Annotated in this window: 10 protein-coding genes and 1 tRNA gene; 1 reads left to right on the forward strand and 10 read right to left on the reverse strand. The window is 43.5% G+C overall.

Going from position 1 to position 17008, the window contains the following annotated elements; all coding sequences use genetic code 11:
* Nucleotides 1-419 precede the first annotated feature (419 nt).
* The 4 genes from DXD06_RS17895 to DXD06_RS13505 all read right to left on the reverse strand — a co-directional run bounded on the left by DXD06_RS17895 (nt 420) and on the right by DXD06_RS13505 (nt 9329).
* Nucleotides 420-779 carry a reverse transcriptase domain-containing protein gene (locus DXD06_RS17895; RefSeq protein WP_330418215.1) on the reverse strand — a complete coding sequence of 120 codons (360 nt, stop codon included), beginning with the start codon at nt 777-779 and terminating at the stop codon, nt 420-422.
* Nucleotides 780-1124: 345 nt separating this feature from the next.
* Complete coding sequence (locus DXD06_RS13495; protein ID WP_117832487.1) at nt 1125-3638, reverse strand: Ig-like domain-containing protein; 2514 nt, start codon at nt 3636-3638, stop codon at nt 1125-1127.
* A gap of 585 nt (nt 3639-4223) precedes the next feature.
* Nucleotides 4224-8000 (reverse strand): phosphoribosylformylglycinamidine synthase, encoded by a 3777-nt coding sequence (locus DXD06_RS13500; RefSeq protein ID WP_117832489.1) that lies wholly within the window; start codon nt 7998-8000, stop codon nt 4224-4226.
* 141 nt (nt 8001-8141) lie between these two features.
* Nucleotides 8142-9329 carry a L,D-transpeptidase family protein gene (locus tag DXD06_RS13505; RefSeq protein ID WP_117832491.1) on the reverse strand — a complete coding sequence of 396 codons (1188 nt, stop codon included), beginning with the start codon at nt 9327-9329 and terminating at the stop codon, nt 8142-8144.
* A 77-nt stretch (nt 9330-9406) separates the two neighbouring features.
* Here DXD06_RS13505 and DXD06_RS13510 point away from each other — a divergent pair, with 77 nt between their 5' ends.
* Nucleotides 9407-10291 (forward strand): LysR family transcriptional regulator, encoded by an 885-nt coding sequence (locus tag DXD06_RS13510; protein ID WP_055264448.1) that lies wholly within the window; start codon nt 9407-9409, stop codon nt 10289-10291.
* Here the strand turns inward: DXD06_RS13510 and DXD06_RS13515 are convergent.
* The 6 genes from DXD06_RS13515 to DXD06_RS13540 all read right to left on the reverse strand — a co-directional run bounded on the left by DXD06_RS13515 (nt 10268) and on the right by DXD06_RS13540 (nt 16875).
* On the reverse strand, nt 10268-12703 hold the full coding sequence (locus DXD06_RS13515; RefSeq protein ID WP_117832493.1) for an ATP-dependent DNA helicase: 2436 nt from the start codon (nt 12701-12703) through the stop codon (nt 10268-10270). The genes DXD06_RS13510 and DXD06_RS13515 overlap by 24 nt on opposite strands.
* A 139-nt stretch (nt 12704-12842) precedes the next feature.
* The gene (locus tag DXD06_RS13520; RefSeq protein WP_055068112.1) at nt 12843-13076 is read right to left on the reverse strand and encodes an HPr family phosphocarrier protein; all 234 of its coding nucleotides are present in this window, start codon (nt 13074-13076) and stop codon (nt 12843-12845) included.
* 280 nt (nt 13077-13356) lie between these two features.
* Nucleotides 13357-14259 (reverse strand): LysR family transcriptional regulator, encoded by a 903-nt coding sequence (locus tag DXD06_RS13525; RefSeq protein ID WP_055264444.1) that lies wholly within the window; start codon nt 14257-14259, stop codon nt 13357-13359.
* A gap of 5 nt (nt 14260-14264) precedes the next feature.
* Nucleotides 14265-15278, reverse strand: coding sequence for an acyltransferase family protein (locus tag DXD06_RS13530; protein ID WP_117832495.1), 1014 nt, complete (start codon nt 15276-15278; stop codon nt 14265-14267).
* Between the two features lie 191 nt (nt 15279-15469).
* Nucleotides 15470-16468: a PDDEXK nuclease domain-containing protein gene (locus tag DXD06_RS13535; RefSeq protein WP_117832503.1), complete on the reverse strand. Its 999-nt coding sequence runs from the start codon at nt 16466-16468 to the stop codon at nt 15470-15472.
* A gap of 336 nt (nt 16469-16804) precedes the next feature.
* Nucleotides 16805-16875, reverse strand: a tRNA-Trp gene (locus DXD06_RS13540).
* Nucleotides 16876-17008: the final 133 nt, after the last annotated feature.

Here is a 17008-nt window from a genome sequence, read left to right on the forward strand (position 1 = left end):
AAAGCCTCCAACCTATTCGTTGCTTCTTCTAATAGTTACAGTATAGCGGATTCTCCTTTAAAATACAATTTTATTGTAAGCGATGAATAACACACCGCCTACCATATTCCTGAATTCAGTTAAAGCAGTAAACGACTACCATTTACTTTCACTTCCTCTGCTACCTATGCGGCAGGGGAATTCTTTTTCCGGAACATTAGATTCCACATCAATTAGTCCTGAACATTGTTCCTTTATAAATTCACTCCATTTTCTATAACTCCCGCATTTAGATATTTGTGTATCAGTGAAATTACTCTGACATACTTGATGCTTCGTGACAATACCTCAATGAGTTTACTCTGACATACTGTGTCGAAGAACTTTTCCAAGTCCATATCCACCACATATACGTAGCCGTCATTTACATTCTTTTGGCATTATCTGAGGGCATCGTGTGCTCCTCTTTTCGGTCTAAAACCAAAACTATTCTCCGAGAATTGTTCCTCAAAGATTGGCGATAGTTCCTGTGCTATTGCCTGTTGAATTACTCTGTCGACAACAGTAGGAACTCCTAGCTTTCGAAACTCGCCTTTTGCTTCCTTGGGTATTTCTACCCTTCGAACTGGGTTCGGCTTATATCTTCCTTCCCTTATCTCTTGGATTAGGGTTTCTTGGTTTTCTCTTAGGAAGGGCAGAAGTTCATCCACCTGCATACCATCAATTCCACCTTTTCCCTTGTTTCTCTTAACTTGTTTGTAGGCTTCATTAAGATTGTCCTTTCGCAAAATCAAATCCAAAAGATTGTTCGTCCAATAGTCTGTGATGACACCGCTCTTTTCAGTAATCTTAGAGTAGTCGAACACTTCTGCATAGTTTGTATTGCAACCTTATCCTTAGCTATAGCCTGATGTGATTTCTGTTCGTCAGACCAGAGATTTGCCGCCACCTTCCTTCAGATTCCCCTCACGTTAATCATAATCGCTGCTATGAATAGGACACCCTTGGTCTTGGCTATATCCTTCCCACTACTAGGGCGGATTAGGGACTTTCACCCATTAGAAACGTGCGCCGCAAGGCGCACAAATTAAAGAAAGAGAGCCGCGAAACGCGACTCTCTTTTTTACCTATTCATCAAACCAAAATTATTTGATTGTGATTGCTCCTGGTACAGAAACTTCCATGTTTGTATAAACATTTCCGTCAACCTTTACAGTTACAGCAAGCTTAGTAATTGTGAAATATTCACCAGATGCAACAGTCTGAGTTCCAGATGTGAACTTAACACCGTTGTTCTTGATACCTTCAACAGCTGCAATAACTAATGGCTGATCAGCTGCGGCCTTGTCAGAACGGCTGCTATATGTTGTCTCACCGTATGTTACAGTAAGTGCATTCTTTACAGCATCAGCTACAGTAGCACCAGCTACAGTGTTATCCTTTACATCAACAGAAGCCTTATCCTGAGTATCCTTTACAGTAAATGTAGTAGAAAGCTCAATATCTTTTCCTTCGTTGTTTGTGATTGTAGCCTTTACAGAGTATGTTCCTGTAGCAAGCTTCTTATCAGCAACGATTGCGGAACCACTTGTTGCTGTTGTAATAGCCTTTACTAATACAGCAGAACCACTTGTTGTTGTTACAACAGCATTTCCCTTAGCATCCTTTACAGAAATGGACTTAATTGTCTCATACTTAACATCAATGCCATCTTTCATACCAACAACCTGGATTGCGATATTCTTATCAGCTGTTGTATCCTTGTCAACCTTCAGATCGAAATTGTTGTTATCAACTTCAATTCTCCAAGCATCAGGTACGGTAGTCTTAGCATCCTTTACAGCTACAGAAACAGTCTTAGCAACTACTTCTTTGTTATCACTGTTCTTGTAAGAAATCTTGTAAACATAGTTTCCAGCAGCAACATTTTCACTATTGAAAGTTACTTTCTTTCCGTTGATTGTGTAATATGTGCTTCCAGCTACAGCAGATGTGCTTAAGTTAGAAACATCTGTAGATAAGCACTCTACGCTTAAATTAGCGGCAATATCATCACCGTACTGATCCTTTACAGTTGCAGTAACAGTCTTTGTATTTTTTAACTGCTTAGAAAGAGTTACATTGTAAGAATCTAACTCAAGTGTTGCAACAGTTCTTTCTGCTACGATTTCAACAGCTACAGAACCAACAATCTTGTTATCCTTCTTAATAAGGATGTAAGCAGTACCAGCCTTAACAGCAGTTACGTTTACACTGTGCTTATTAGGATCAAGAGTAGATGTTCCAAGCATTAATGTAGCCTTGTCAGAAGACTCTACTGTATATTTGTTGTAATCTTTGATCTCGTTACCGTTTGCATCTTTAATCTTAAGGAATGCAGCGTACTGTGTTGGATCCTTTACAGCAAGCTTCTTAGAATCCTTAGCCTTATCGAACTTAGTTGTCGTAGCCTTGTCAATTCTTACATCAAATCCGTTTACAACAGCCTGATCTACAGCAGTAATTGTAACCTTGTTTGGTCCGATGTTTCCTTCTGCCTTACCATTCTGGTCATACTTTCCTGTCTTGTACTCGATCGTTGCTTCAGCAGTATCGTTTACCTTATTTAAGTATAACTTAGAACCGTTTGTATATCCATTTCCCTTTGTATCAATTGTAAATGTATAATGAGCATCTGCATCTGTTGTCTTCAGCTCTTTTAATACAACGCCGTTAGCATCTTTAGAAACAAGCTTTACTTCTGTCTCTGTTGCATATGGGATTGTTGCATTATCAAGTGCGATAGAAGCAACCTTTCCATCAGAAGCCTTGAAAGACTTTGTTGTTCCGTCAAGTGTCACATCATAGTTAGCACCATCGCTTAACTCGCTGAACAGTGTTAATGTAACCTTTGTTGCATCCTTAGAATCAACAGATACCTTAGATACCGGATAAACAACATTTGAAGTTGTATTCTTTACTGTGAAATCAGTGGTCTTAAGGTTCTTTGTGTTTCCAGCAACAGTAGCTGTAAGCTCTGTAAGCTTTGTCTGGGAAACTGTGCCTAATGCATAGTTCTTAACTTCAACTTCAGCAGTAGTAGAAGCCTTATCTGTTGCAGCTGTGATTGTAACCTTGCCAACCTTTACAGGTGTTACCTTGCCAGTAGTATCTACAGTTGCAATTGCTGAATCACTAGAAGTATATGTGACTGTAGCCTTTGCCGGTGCTGTCTTTGCTGTGAACTGTACAGGTGTTCCTACAACAGCGATTGTTGTTCCGGAAACAGTTGCACCAGTTGCATCTTCAAGACGAACCTTGTAATCCTTTACAGTGATGTTAGATGCAAGAGTCTTAGAAACTTTCTTGCCATTCTTCTTTGCAGTTACCTTAACCGTAACTTTTGCCTTACCAGCCTTAACAGCGGTAACCTTTACCTTCTTTGTAGAAGTCTTTGATACCTTTGCGATGCTCTTTGCACTGCTAGAAACTGTTGTCTTAACACTCTTCCAGCTAGAAGGTGTAGTAACAGTTAATGTTTTTGAGCTACCAACATAAACAGTAGCCTTTTTTGCGCTAAGCTTTGCTGTAGAAGCTGCCTGTGCGTTTGTAGCAGGAACTGCTGTTACAACCATAGCTGCAGCGAGAGCAAAAGCTAACACTTTTTTGCTTGATTTCATGTTTTTTCCTCTCTTTCTTTTTGACTAACTTCCATCTCTTCTACTCGTTTAACCCTGCACGTTTAAGTTCCTTCATCTTCTCTTCCAAACCGCTGCGGACGATTTTTCCAATCCAATGTTCTCGCTAATTGCCTCCACTGACCTCCTCGGTCTTACTGTTAAGTCCATCGTCAGTTTCATCTGCAGACACACAAATCATAAATAACCAGAAACTTTCGTACATCAGACGTCGGCGTAGAGTGTGATATCAACGTTGATTGTCCAGCATCAAGATCAGCAAGCTGAGGTTCCGATGACTTATATTTCTAATATGTATCTGTAATTGTAAGGTCTGTCTGGAACAAGTTCCAGTTTCCATAGCCTCGATAGTAGTTCATCACTTGTCGTACTATTTATAGTACTCTTTTAACTACTCTACGTGACAATCATACACCAAGTATTGTATCTTTGCAACACCAAAATTACATTTTATTGAAAAAATTCTTTAATATTTTCTTAAGCATTTAAGAGTTTTTTCACTTTTTTCTATTATTAAAACTATTTCACGCGTAGTTCGAGTGAAACTACGCGTGAAGATAAACAATTCTATTTAAAGTAAGCAACTCCGGATTCGAAGATCTTCATATCCTGCTCTCCGTAGATGTTCATGGCAACGGCCTCACCGCGGCGCTCGCTGTGTGCCATCTTTCCGAGTACACGTCCATCCGGACTAGTGATACCCTCGATTGCCATGTACGAACCATTGACATTCCACTCTTCATCCATGGTTGGCTCGCCGGCTTCATTGACATACTGGGTGGCAACCTGTCCGTTTGCGAAAAGTTTATCCAGCCATTCCTTCGGAGCTACGAAACGTCCCTCTCCATGGGATGCCGGATTGCAGTAAGTTGCGCCGAGTTTTGCCTGCTGCAGCCATGGGGATTTATTGGTTACCACCTTGGTGTATACCATCTTGCTGATGTGGCGGTTGATGGTATTGTAGGTCAGTGTCGGAGAATCCGCACTCTGCGCCTGGATCTGTCCGTAAGGAACCAGTCCCAGTTTGATCAGTGCCTGGAATCCGTTACAGATACCCAGTGCCAGTCCGTCACGCTCGGAAAGAAGCCTGCTTACTGCCTCGGTCATCTTTGCATTCCGGAATGCGGTTGCAAAGAACTTCGCAGATCCTTCCGGCTCATCTCCTGCGGAGAATCCACCTGGGAACATGATGATCTGTGACTGATCGATTGCCTTGACAAACGCATCGACAGAATCACGGATATCTGCTGCACTCAGGTTTTTGAATACCTTTACAATGGTGTTTGCACCTGCACGCTCAAAGGCTTTCGCACTGTCATACTCACAGTTTGTTCCAGGGAATACCGGAATGAATACGGTCGGCTTTGCGACTTTGTTCTTGCATACATAGATATTCTTGGTATCATATACATCACTCTGCACTTTTTCCTTGCCCTCGGTTGCGCGGGTTGGGAAGACTCTTTCGAGTGTTCCGGCCCAGGCTGCAATTGCTTCCTCCATGGAAAGTGACATTTCTTTGTATACAAATTTCTGTGCATCGTTCACTTCACCGACAACAACTCCGGATGCTTCTTTTATAATAGGAAGAAACTCCTCTTTTACTTCTGCAACGATATTACCAAATCCCGGTGCAAATAATGTTTCTGCTGTGACATCCTCTGCAATGGTGACACCTAATTTGTTACCAAATGCCATCTTGCTGACTGCTGCTGCCAGACCTTTTCCGTCCAGTGCGTAGGCACTGCGGATTGCGCCCCTGCCAATCAGTTCATGGATCTTATCATACAGTTTCATCACCTGTTCATATACCGGCAGATCATACGCGTTCTTTTCGATCGTAAAGAGTACCAGCTTATCTCCTGCTTCTTTCAGTTCCGGTGTGATCACGTCTTTTTCTCTTGCCACATCGACTGCAAAAGAAACCAGTGTCGGAGGCACGTCAATATCGTTAAAGGTTCCGGACATGGAATCTTTTCCACCGATGGACGGCAGACCAAAACCGATCTGTGCATCAAATGCACCGAGCAGTGCTGCAAACGGCTGACTCCATCTCTTTGGATCTTCACTCATTCTGCGGAAATACTCCTGAAAGGTGAAGCGTACTTTCTTGTAGTCACCACCGGCGGTCACGATACGGGAAAGGGATTCCAGTACGGCATATACCGATCCGTGGTATGGACTCCAGGAGGATAAGTACGGATCAAATCCGTAGGACATCATGGTTACGGTATCGCATTTTCCTTTCAGAACCGGAAGTTTGGCAACCATGCTCTGTGTCTCGGTCAGCTGATAGCGGCCGCCGTATGGCATGTAGACACTTCCCGCACCGATGGAACCGTCAAACATCTCGACAAGTCCCTTCTGGGAACATACATTAAGATCCGCAAGCATGGCAAGCCATGCTGATTTGTTGTCGTTTTTCTGTAATGCATCTGCAACTTTCGGAAGTTCGATCTTTTTAAAGAAGTTGTCTTCCTCTTTTGGCATCTCGACTTCGACATCTGCTTCCTGATGCGCACCATTGGTATCGAGGAATGCACGGGAAATATTGACAATGTCTTTTCCTCTCCACTCTAAGATCAGTCTCGGCTCCTCGGTAACAACTGCCACCTCGGTTGCTTCAAGGTTTTCTTCTTTTGCATAAGCAAGGAACTGCTCGACATCCTGCGGAGCGACAACCACTGCCATACGCTCCTGAGACTCGGAGATTGCAATCTCCGTTCCATCCAGACCAGCATATTTCTTCGGTACTTTATCCAGATTCACGCGCAGTCCGTCTGCAAGCTCACCGATGGCTACCGATACACCGCCGGCACCGAAATCGTTACATTTTTTGATAATATGGCTGACTTCTTCTCTGCGGAACAGGCGCTGCAGTTTACGCTCAGTCGGTGCATTACCTTTCTGTACCTCGGCACCGCATACCGATGTGGACTCTGTATTGTGCGCCTTGGAAGAACCGGTCGCTCCACCGATACCGTCACGTCCGGTACGTCCGCCCAGAAGGATAATCTTATCTCCCGGATCGGAGGTCAGTCTCTGTACGGCACGTCTCGGTGCGGCACCCATGACAGCACCGATCTCCATACGTTTTGCTACATAATCCGGATGGTAAACTTCTTTGACATATCCGGTTGCCAGTCCGATCTGGTTTCCATAAGAGCTGTAACCTCTGGCTGCCTCGCGCACGATCTTCTTCTGTGGCAGCTTACCCTCAATCGTATCTTTTACGGATACGGTTGGATCTGCGGCTCCGGTCACACGCATTGCCTGATACACATAAGTTCTTCCGGAAAGCGGATCACGGATGGCTCCGCCTAAACAGGTAGCAGCACCACCGAACGGCTCAATCTCGGTCGGATGGTTGTGTGTCTCGTTCTTAAAGTTTACAAGCCACTCCTCTGTCTTTCCATCTACTTCCACCGGTACCACGATGGAACATGCATTGATCTCGTCAGATTCTTCCTGGTCTGCAAGTTTTCCTTCTTTTTTCAGACGTTTCATGGCAAGCAGTGCCAGATCCATCAGGCAGACAAACTTGTCATCGCGTCCCGCATACAGTTTCTTGTGGGTATCCAGATATTCTTCGTAAGTCTTTTTGATTGGTGCCTGGTAAAATCCTTCATCAAACTTCACATTTTTAAGTTCTGTCGAAAAGGTGGTATGACGGCAATGGTCACTCCAGTAAGTATCAAGCACGCGGATCTCTGTCACGGACGGATTCCGCTTCTCGGTATTTTTGAAGTAATTCTGGATATGTAAGAAATCCTTAAAGGTCATGGCAAGATTTAAAGAGCTGTACAGTTCCTTTAAGTGTGCTTCTGCCATGTCGATAAATCCGTCGAAAACTGCCACGTCTGCCGGCTCATCGAAATTCTGTACGAGGGTATCCGGCTTGTCCATACCGGTCTCACGGGAATCTACCGGATTGATACAATACTTTTTGATCGCCTCTAACTCATCCTCTGTGATGTCACCCTTGATCACATAGGTCGTCGCGCTGCGGATGATCGGCTCCTCATCCTCATTTAAAAGCTTCACGCACTGCTCTGCGGAATCCGCTCTCTGGTCGAACTGTCCCGGCAGGAATTCTACGGAAAATACGTTTCCGCCTTCTGCGTCAAAGTTCTCCTCATAAATATCATCCACTGGCGGCTCGGAAAATACCGTCTGCAATGCCTTCTGGTAAGTGGCATCCGATACATTTTCCACATCATAACGGATCAGAACACGCACCTGATCTGCAGCGATTCCGAGATAATGCTTTACCTCATGTTTTAATTCTTTTGCCTTTACGGCAAAATCCGGTTTCTTTTCTACGTACACACGACGTACATTGCCCATTGGATTTACCTCCTTCTTTTGCGAAACGGAATGCCCCCTGTATTCGGGGGCATTCTATTGATCTTTATGTTATTGTATCATGGGTTGACAATTAAGTAAAATTAATATCGCTTACGATATCTATTACCTGTTCTTATGAAATTACTGTACGGTAATTGCACTGTCCGTTACAACGCCCGGAGTGTCCGGTTCCGGCTGATCCGGCTGATCGGTACCCGGGTTTGGATTTACAAAATTAATCTTTACTTTCAGCTTTCTGGATTTATTTCCTGCCGCATCTTTGACATATACGGTCACGCTATAAGTTCCATAGGTTCCTCTTTCCATAGCGGTAACTGCCTTATGTGCTTCTCTGGCATCCACGAAAACATATTTTGACGCAAGTTTTTTGCCCAGATCTTTTGCCACTACATCTGCCTTAATTGCAGAAACCAGTTTTTCTTTGGAAACGGCTTTATTGTAGGTCAGTGTCTTTCGCTTCAGGCTGATGGATGGTGCTTTCGTATCTTTTACGGTAATTACGATGCTCTTTTGGGTCTTGTTTCCTTTGGCATCTTTTGCGGTGTATGTAATCTTATATTTTCCGGTCTTTGCCGCATTGACTTTTCCGGAAACGGTAAATTTAAGTGTCTTACCTCTGTAATCGGTAGCTTTCACACCCTTTTTCAGATCTACTTTGCTGTTTGTTCTCTCGATGGTTTTATTCGCAATTCCCTTAATCGTCGGGCGAAGTTTCATCCATGGATTTCTCGGATCCGGATCGGTCGGATCCCATCCGCGGTACGGACTGTTTACATCAATACGGATCGGGGTAGGCTTGCCCAATGGTCCCGGATCTTTGCTGTCATAGATGGTTACTTTGGTTCCTACCGGGCAGTTGTCATAGATCCACTTGGCATCTTCCACATTCAGACGGACACATCCGTGGGATGCCGTCTGTCCCAGACGGTTATAAGAATTGTATGCCAGCCTGCTCGGATCCTGTGAACTGTAAAACACAGAGTGGAACAGCACACCACCGTGAATACGGCTGCAATACTGTCCGTACACACCGCCCATAAGTGTATGCCAGCGGTATTTTGCCGGAATCGAAAATGTTCCTGTCGGGGTGGCATTGTTGACACCGACAGAGCAGGCAAATGCTTTGACCGGTTTGGTATATTTGCCTTTGGAATCAAGTGCATATACGGTCACACAGTTCTGCTGACGATTGATTTTAATGTAATATGGCAGTTTTGCTGCCTGAGTTGTAACGGGTGTTCCTGCGAACACAAGCAGCATGAGTGCCGCCATCAATCCGCATAAGGTTTTCAAAATTCCCTTTTTCATGATAATCTCCTTTTCTCTCCTTTGTGAAAGGTATATAATATATCCTATACTATACTATACTACTGAGGATATGATCGATGGATATCAATTATGAATTATACAAGGTTTTCTATTATGTTGCAAGCTCTCTCTCATTTTCGGATGCAAGTAAGAAGCTGTTTATCTCCCAGTCAGCGGTAAGCCAGTCTATCAAAACATTAGAGCGCAAGCTGGGACAGCCGCTTTTTATCCGCAGCACAAAAAAAGTGCAGCTGACTCCTGCCGGTGCTCTGCTTCTGAAACATGTGGAACCTGCCATGAATCTGATCTCACGCGGCGAAAGCCAGCTTTTAGAATCCGGCTCTCTTGGTTTAGGACAGCTGCATATCGGTGCCAGCGACACGATCTGTCGCTATTTTCTTCTGCCGTATCTGCAGAAATTCCATCGGAAATTCCCGGATGTTCCGATTAAAATCACCAATGCCAGCTCGATGGGCTGTGTAGACCTGTTAGAGCAGCGCCGGGTAGATCTGATTATCACAAATTTTCCAAACCCGCATCTGAATCCTTCCTATATTCAGAAAACGGTTGGCTCTTTCTCGGATGTGTTCGTCGCCAATCCGGCATATTTTGATCTGGCGGACCGCATCGTTCCTTTCTCGGAGCTTGGCACCTATCCGCTCATGATGTTAGACCGCAAGAGCACAACGAGTGAGTTTCTGCACCACATTTTCCTGCAGCATCAGCTGGAACTGCTACCTCAGGTAGAGCTCAGCAGCAACGATCTGCTCATTGACATGGCCCGCATCGGTCTTGGAATTGCTTTTATCCCGGATTTTTGTCTGAAACACAAGCCGGAGGATCTCTTCCTCGTCCGCACGCAGGAAACGATCCCACAGCGGCAGCTGGTGGCTTCGTTAAACCCTACCCTTCCGGTTTCTGCCTCCACCGAAGAGTTTTTAAAGCTCCTCCCGGACGTCTGACCAGAACCGGCTCACTTCTTCCCGCAGCTGCGGCAGACCACAGACGCTTCTCTTTTCCCATTCTCTCGGAAAAAGCGCTCCGTATTCGCGCTGCAGGAAACGTTCATCCAGCAGAAGGATCACGCCGCGGTCCTCGCTGGTCCGGATCACGCGCCCTGCTGCCTGCAGGACTTTGTTCATTCCCGGATAGCGGAACGCATAGTCAAATCCGGACAATCCCCGCTCATCATAATAATTCTTTAAAATTTCACGTTCATCGCTGACCTGCGGAAGTCCGGTTCCCACGATGATGGCACCGATCAGCTGGTCGTTTTTCAGATCAATGCCTTCCCCGAAAATTCCACCCATCACACAGAACGCAACGAGTGTCCCCTGGCGCTCTTTTTCAAATTCTTCCAAAAACGCTTCTCTTTCGTGTTCTTTCATATTACTATGCTGCATCAGAATCTCGCACGAATCGGCCGCCTTCCCGGCAAAGACCTCATATACATCCTGCATCAGCCGGTAAGACGGGAAAAACACCATGTAATTTCCCTGCTGTGCTTCTGTGACTGCACCGATATAGTCCGCGATTTTTTCGTATTCTTTTCTGTTCCTCCGCGTATATTTTGTGCTCACATCCCGGCCAAATGCGAGAAGTCTCTGTGTCTGGGCAAACGTACTCTGCGCATAAATGGCATAGTTATCCTCGTCCGTGGAAAGTAGCCGCTTGTAGTATCCGATCGGCAGGAGCGTTGCGGAGAAAAAGATCGTGGAATTGCTTTTATCGATGCATTTTTGCAGATTGACCGACGGATCTACGCAAAAGAGCCGGATCCGGAACTGACCTTCCTCCGTCATCTGGCTGTAGATCACGTAATGGTCATCCACCAGATCATAGATATTCAGGAAATTGCGCAGCGCAAAGTAAAAATCCAGCACCGTTTTCTTCTCCGGAAATTCCCGCGGTTTTTCCAAAAATTCATCCATCTGGGAGGCCAGCCGCATAAGGTGGAAGGTCAACGTTCCCACACTGTCCAGAATCTGGTAGTGCTCACACTCACGTTTCATTTCCAGCATGGCTTTGTTGCATTTGTCCAGGATACGGCAGATCGTACGGCTGTGCGCTTTCATGATCCGCTTCACTGCAAGCACGTCTTCTTTGTACAGATCGGCACTGTACATCTCCCTGCTGCGATCCACGAGGTTATGTGCCTCATCCACCAGGAACAGATAGTCTCCCTTTATCCCCTCCTGAAAAAAACGTTTCAGATATACATTCGGATCGAATACGTAATTGTAATCACAGACAATATTGTCTGCCCAGGTTGCCACATCCAGACTCATCTCAAACGGGCACACCTGATATTCTTTCGCCTGCGCTAAAACTTCCTCTCTGGTAAACAGGTTGGATTTCTGCAAGAGATCAAACACCGCATCGTTCACCCGGTCAAAATGCCCCTTTGCATATGGACAGTTTACCGGGTTGCAGTCCATCTCTTCACACAGGCAGAGTTTTTCTTTGGCTGTGATCTGGATGACTTTGGCACGGTATCCCTGTTCTTCCAACAGGGCGAACGTTTCTTTTGCCACAGTTGCTGTGATGGTCTTTGCCGTGAGATAAAAGATCCGGTCTGCCAGCCCTTCTCCCACTGCTTTTACCGCCGGAAAGATTGTGGAAATTGTTTTGCCCACTCCGGTCGGTGCTTCGATAAACAGGTTCTTCCCCCGCAGAATGGTGCGGTAAACATCGGCAACCAGCTTCTTTTGTCCCTGCCGGTAGGGAAATGGAAACTCGAGTGTATGAATACTCTCCTGCCGCTGTTTTTTCCATGCGATCTGCCAGTCTGCCCATTTCCGATAATCTTCGATCAGATGGCCAAACCACACGGTCAGTGTCTCAAATGTATAAATCTCCCGGAAATACCGAATTTCCTCGGTATCCAGATTGCAGTAGGTCATCTGCACGCCGATCCGCTCCAGACGGTTCTGTTTCGCATAGATATACGCATAGCACATTGCCTGGGCTTTATGCACGTAGACCGGCTGTTCCATTGCCGCAACGTTTCTATATACACCCTTGATCTCATCGATGAAGCTGATTTCTTCTTCCGGAGGGATTTCCGCCGCAAACTCCATCTCCGGTTGCAGCACAGACTCCGTCGCAGCCGGCAGATCCGGCTGAAATTTTCCATAGGCGATTCCGTCTGCACGTCCTTCCACGACCAGTACGTAATCGTTGGCTTTCCATTCAATTTTCAGCGGTACTTCCGCCTGGTAGGAGGTGTCCATGCTTTTTTGAATTTTCCGGTGGATACGGCTGCCTTCCATCATGGCCTCTGCACTCGCCAGCTTTCCGGCACGATTATCGATATCTCCTGCCCGGAAAATAAACTCTACCAGATTTCTCACAGAGATATGTAATTCCTGCATGTACACCTCCTTTCTCCCGCGGGTATTTTCCTGTTGTATGAAGCGAGTTTTTATTTGTTCCATTATTTTACAATAAAAAGCCCCGCTCCGGAATACGGAGCGGGACTTAAAGTTCCATAGTCACGATATAATAATTGTATTATGCCACTGCAAATTTAGCAACTACGTTTTCGAAATTTTCATTCTTTCCACCGTAGCAAACCTGAAGATTCTTTTTTACGCCAAGTCCAATCATACCAAGCAATGACTTTGCATCAATGAATGTTCTGTCGCATTTTACATCAATATCAAAATCACAACCACCTGCTGCACGTACAAAATCCTTAACTTCATCCATATCTGATAACCGAATTACTTTAACAGTTTCATACATAATCCAACACCTCTTTCTACCTTTAAACAACATACTTTTATTATCATCCCCAAGTTTAGAAAAGATTATGCCACTTTTTTTCTCATCTGTCAAAGTTATGCAAACTTCGCATTTCTCCGGTTTTTCCTGCATAATGACGGTAATCGCGCAACCGTTTCCATCAGATTCTTACCGTTTTTTTTCGTGTATTTATATTTATACCTGCTATCTTATGCAATTTCTCCAAAAAATTGCCTTTCCAATCACCAAAACAAGCATTTTTTGATGAAAACTATTTTTATCAAAGTGGTTTCCCACTTTTTTTCAGAATATCCACATATAATTCTCCGATCGGACTGACCTTTATCCCCTTGTGCCGGATATAGCCAATCCGCATCTTTTCGCTCTCTGCCAGCGGCACTGCCGCATAATCATTTCCGTTTAATTCTTCACAGATAATCCCGGAACAGAGCGTATAACCATTCAGCCCAACCATCAGATTCAGCATGGTCGCCCGGTCATCCGCATGGATCATCTTCTTATATTCATAGGTACTTTTCATCTCTTCGGCAAAATAAAAGGAATTATTTTTCCCCTGTTCGAACACAAGACATGGATATTCCTGCAGTTCTTTCATGGAAATTACATCCCTTTGTGCCAGCGGATGTCCTTTCCACAGATATACATAGGTGTCACAGGTAAACAGTTCTTCAAAAATCACATCATTTTCCTTGAAAAGTTTCTGGAGTACTGCTTCATTAAATTTGCTCAGGAAAAGAATCCCCAGCTCACTTTTCATGTTACGCACATTTTCGATTACCTGATTCGTCTGTGTCTCATGCACGGCAAATTCATATTCTTCCATTCCCACCGCCTTGACCACTTCCACAAATGCCTTGACCGCAAAGGTATAATGCTGCATAGACACGGAAAATTTTTTTTTGGATGCAGACGAAATATAACGGGATTCCAGCAAATGATACTGCTCCACGACCTGCTTGGCATATCCGATAAATTCCTCTCCCTCTGGTGTAAGCACGATTCCCCGGTTGGACCGGATAAAAATGGTGATTCCTGCTTCTTCTTCCAGTTCGCGCACAACCGCAGACAGATTGGGCTGTGAGACAAACAATTTTCGGGATGCTTCGTTCATGGAACGGCTTTCTGCAATCGTAATTACCTGATGTAACTGCTGTAGGGTCATATGTCTTACCTCTTTTCCTTAAGCAAATGATCTGTTATATACCGGACAAGGATCTGAAGTATCCATGCAATCACAATGGAACTGCATACCAGCACCAGTTCGTAACGCAGATGGCATGTATGAAATGCTGCTCCCTTCATAAATTTTCGTATGGTAACATGTACCAGATACAATTCCAGCGAATGAGCACCAAACCATTCCAGTATTCTTATAACCGGGCGCATAGATAACTGGGAAAAGATCCAGGCAATTCCCGCACAACATGAGATATTAAAAATTCCGGTCACATACCTTGCAAAAATAGGAGATCCACTTGGAAGCATGGTGAGCAAATAGCCGGATAACGCAAAAAGAATCAACCATTTCCAATAACTTTCCCTTTTTTCATAGCTGGATCTGCCATAAAAACAGCCCGCTATAAAAACAGGCAGACGAAGCAAAGCAATATTCACATTTCCAAACATATCTTTCTCATATAATGCAATTACAAGTGCTAATACTGTAATAGCACTTACAATAGAAAGCAGACGGATCTCTCCATCTATTGCGTCCCGTGCGCTATCCACAATCTGAAAGATATAGGGATAAATCAGATAGCATAACAGCATAAGTCCAATATACCAGTAAAGCCTGTCTCCATCACTGAAAAATGTGATAAATGTGAAGTCTTTTATGGCTTCTCCCCATCCTGTTTTATCTACACAGACATCCAGTAAAATATAAGAGGGTACGGCTACGATGCAATAAGGAATCAGAATTCTTTTTAATCTTCTTATGTAAAAACTTCTAACATCTGATCTTTTTTTCATGGAATAGTATAACCCCAGACCAGAAAAGAATAAAAAAGCATCCACACTTGATGATGAAATATATCTCCAAAAGAAGGAAATCCAGCCACTAAAATGATAGGAATAATAATGACAGTCCTCCGTAAAATGAAAAACTATAATCAATATGATGGATATTCCCATTAACGCACCCCGATATTGCGAAAGCACGCTGTTATTTGTTTTTTTCATATAATTCTCCTTTATAAAAGTTCAATTTCCGATAATCACTATGACGTTTGGGTAGTTTATTTATCCATTGACACCAAACAAACTTTCTTCCTAATCCGAACTTATCGGAAGTTGTATCTTAAAAAAATATACCACTCTGATATAAAGTTAACGAGATTCCGGTATCCCTATTTCAAATTTTGAAACCAGATTTATTTAATCCGTTTCTGAATATCTTCAACAGACGGCAGTTGCTTTTCCAGATCATCCGGCAGGCTGCTGGTTATTTTGTATTCGCTTACACCAATCAGCTTTGAAATATCTTTGAGCGAATATTCTGCAACCACATTATTCTTGCTTTTGCACAGAAGCAAACCAATAGATGGATTATCCTGCTCTTTCTTCAAAATGCCGTCCACGGCTGAAAGATAGAAATTTAACTGCCCGGCGTATTCGGGTCTGAAGTCACCGGTTTTCAATTCGATAACAACATAACAACGAAGGTTCAAGTTATAAAACAGCAAATCAATGTAAAAATCATCACCACCTACATTCAAGTGATACTGATTTCCCAAGAATGCAAATCCTGTTCCAAGCTCCAGAAGTAGCTTTGTGACTTCCCGAACCAGCGCCTGCTCAATATCCCGTTCGCGCATATCTTCCCGGAAAGAAATGAAATCAAATACATATGGGTCTTTCATGGTCTGCACCGCAAGTTCACTCTGTGGAGATGGTAGACGGTGTTCAAAATTTGTGACTTTTTCTGCCAGAACCTGTCGCTGATACAAGTTGCTTTCAATCTGATGGACAAGAACATTTCGAGACCAGCCATTCTTTACTGTTGCATTTGCATACCAGATATGTTCTTCCGCAGTTTTGACCTTATCCATCAAAGCAATATTATGATACCATGTAATTTGTGCAAGCACCTCTTGCACAATTTTTCTATCAGAAAAACGGGCAGCAAACTTCGCCATATACTTCAGGTTTCGGACGGAATACCCTTTTCTTTCTGGAAAAGCTATCTGAATATCATAAGAAAGATTATCAATGAATTTGTTTCCCCATGTTTTATATTCGTTAATGACCGTTCCAATGTCATAATACAAGAGCAGTAAATCTGAATTCACATGAATCGTTGCACGGTATTGTGCATCCTTGATTTCTTTCTTGATGTTTTCAATAACAGAAAGATATTCTGCTGTATTTATTAGCACACGCATCGCCTCGCTTTCACATAATTCTCATCGTTATTTTTCTCTTTATACTATACTCATATTATAAGTATATTTCTTTATTAAAATAGTTTCAAGCTAAAATACAATAGAGGGGTACATTGGCAAGATACGCATTTTTGGACTACACGTCCAAAATACGCCTTGTTAGGGGAAAATTCCCCTAAAACCCCTAAATATAATATGTGCAATGACTTTACACGGACTTTATACATGCACCCGAATATTTATATTTTACACAATTAGTGGAGAATAAATTTCTGAAAAAATATATGATAAAGAAAAAACACCTGTTTAGGTGTTTTTAAAGAACAGGGGATGAGAGAATCGAACTCCCACCAAAGGTTTTGGAGACCCCTATCATACCATTTGACCAATCCCCTATATGAGAAAACAACGTAGACAAAGTACGTTGCTAACTTTCTATCAAATTATTTGTACTTTCAAAACTTCATACAGATTCAACCGCTTTTTAATCAAGCCCTCGACCTATTAGTAACAGTCAGCTCCATGTGT

Origin of the sequence: Roseburia sp. TF10-5 (genome assembly GCF_003462365.1) — a bacterium.
GTDB classification, from domain to species: Bacteria; Bacillota; Clostridia; order Lachnospirales; family Lachnospiraceae; genus Roseburia; species Roseburia faecis.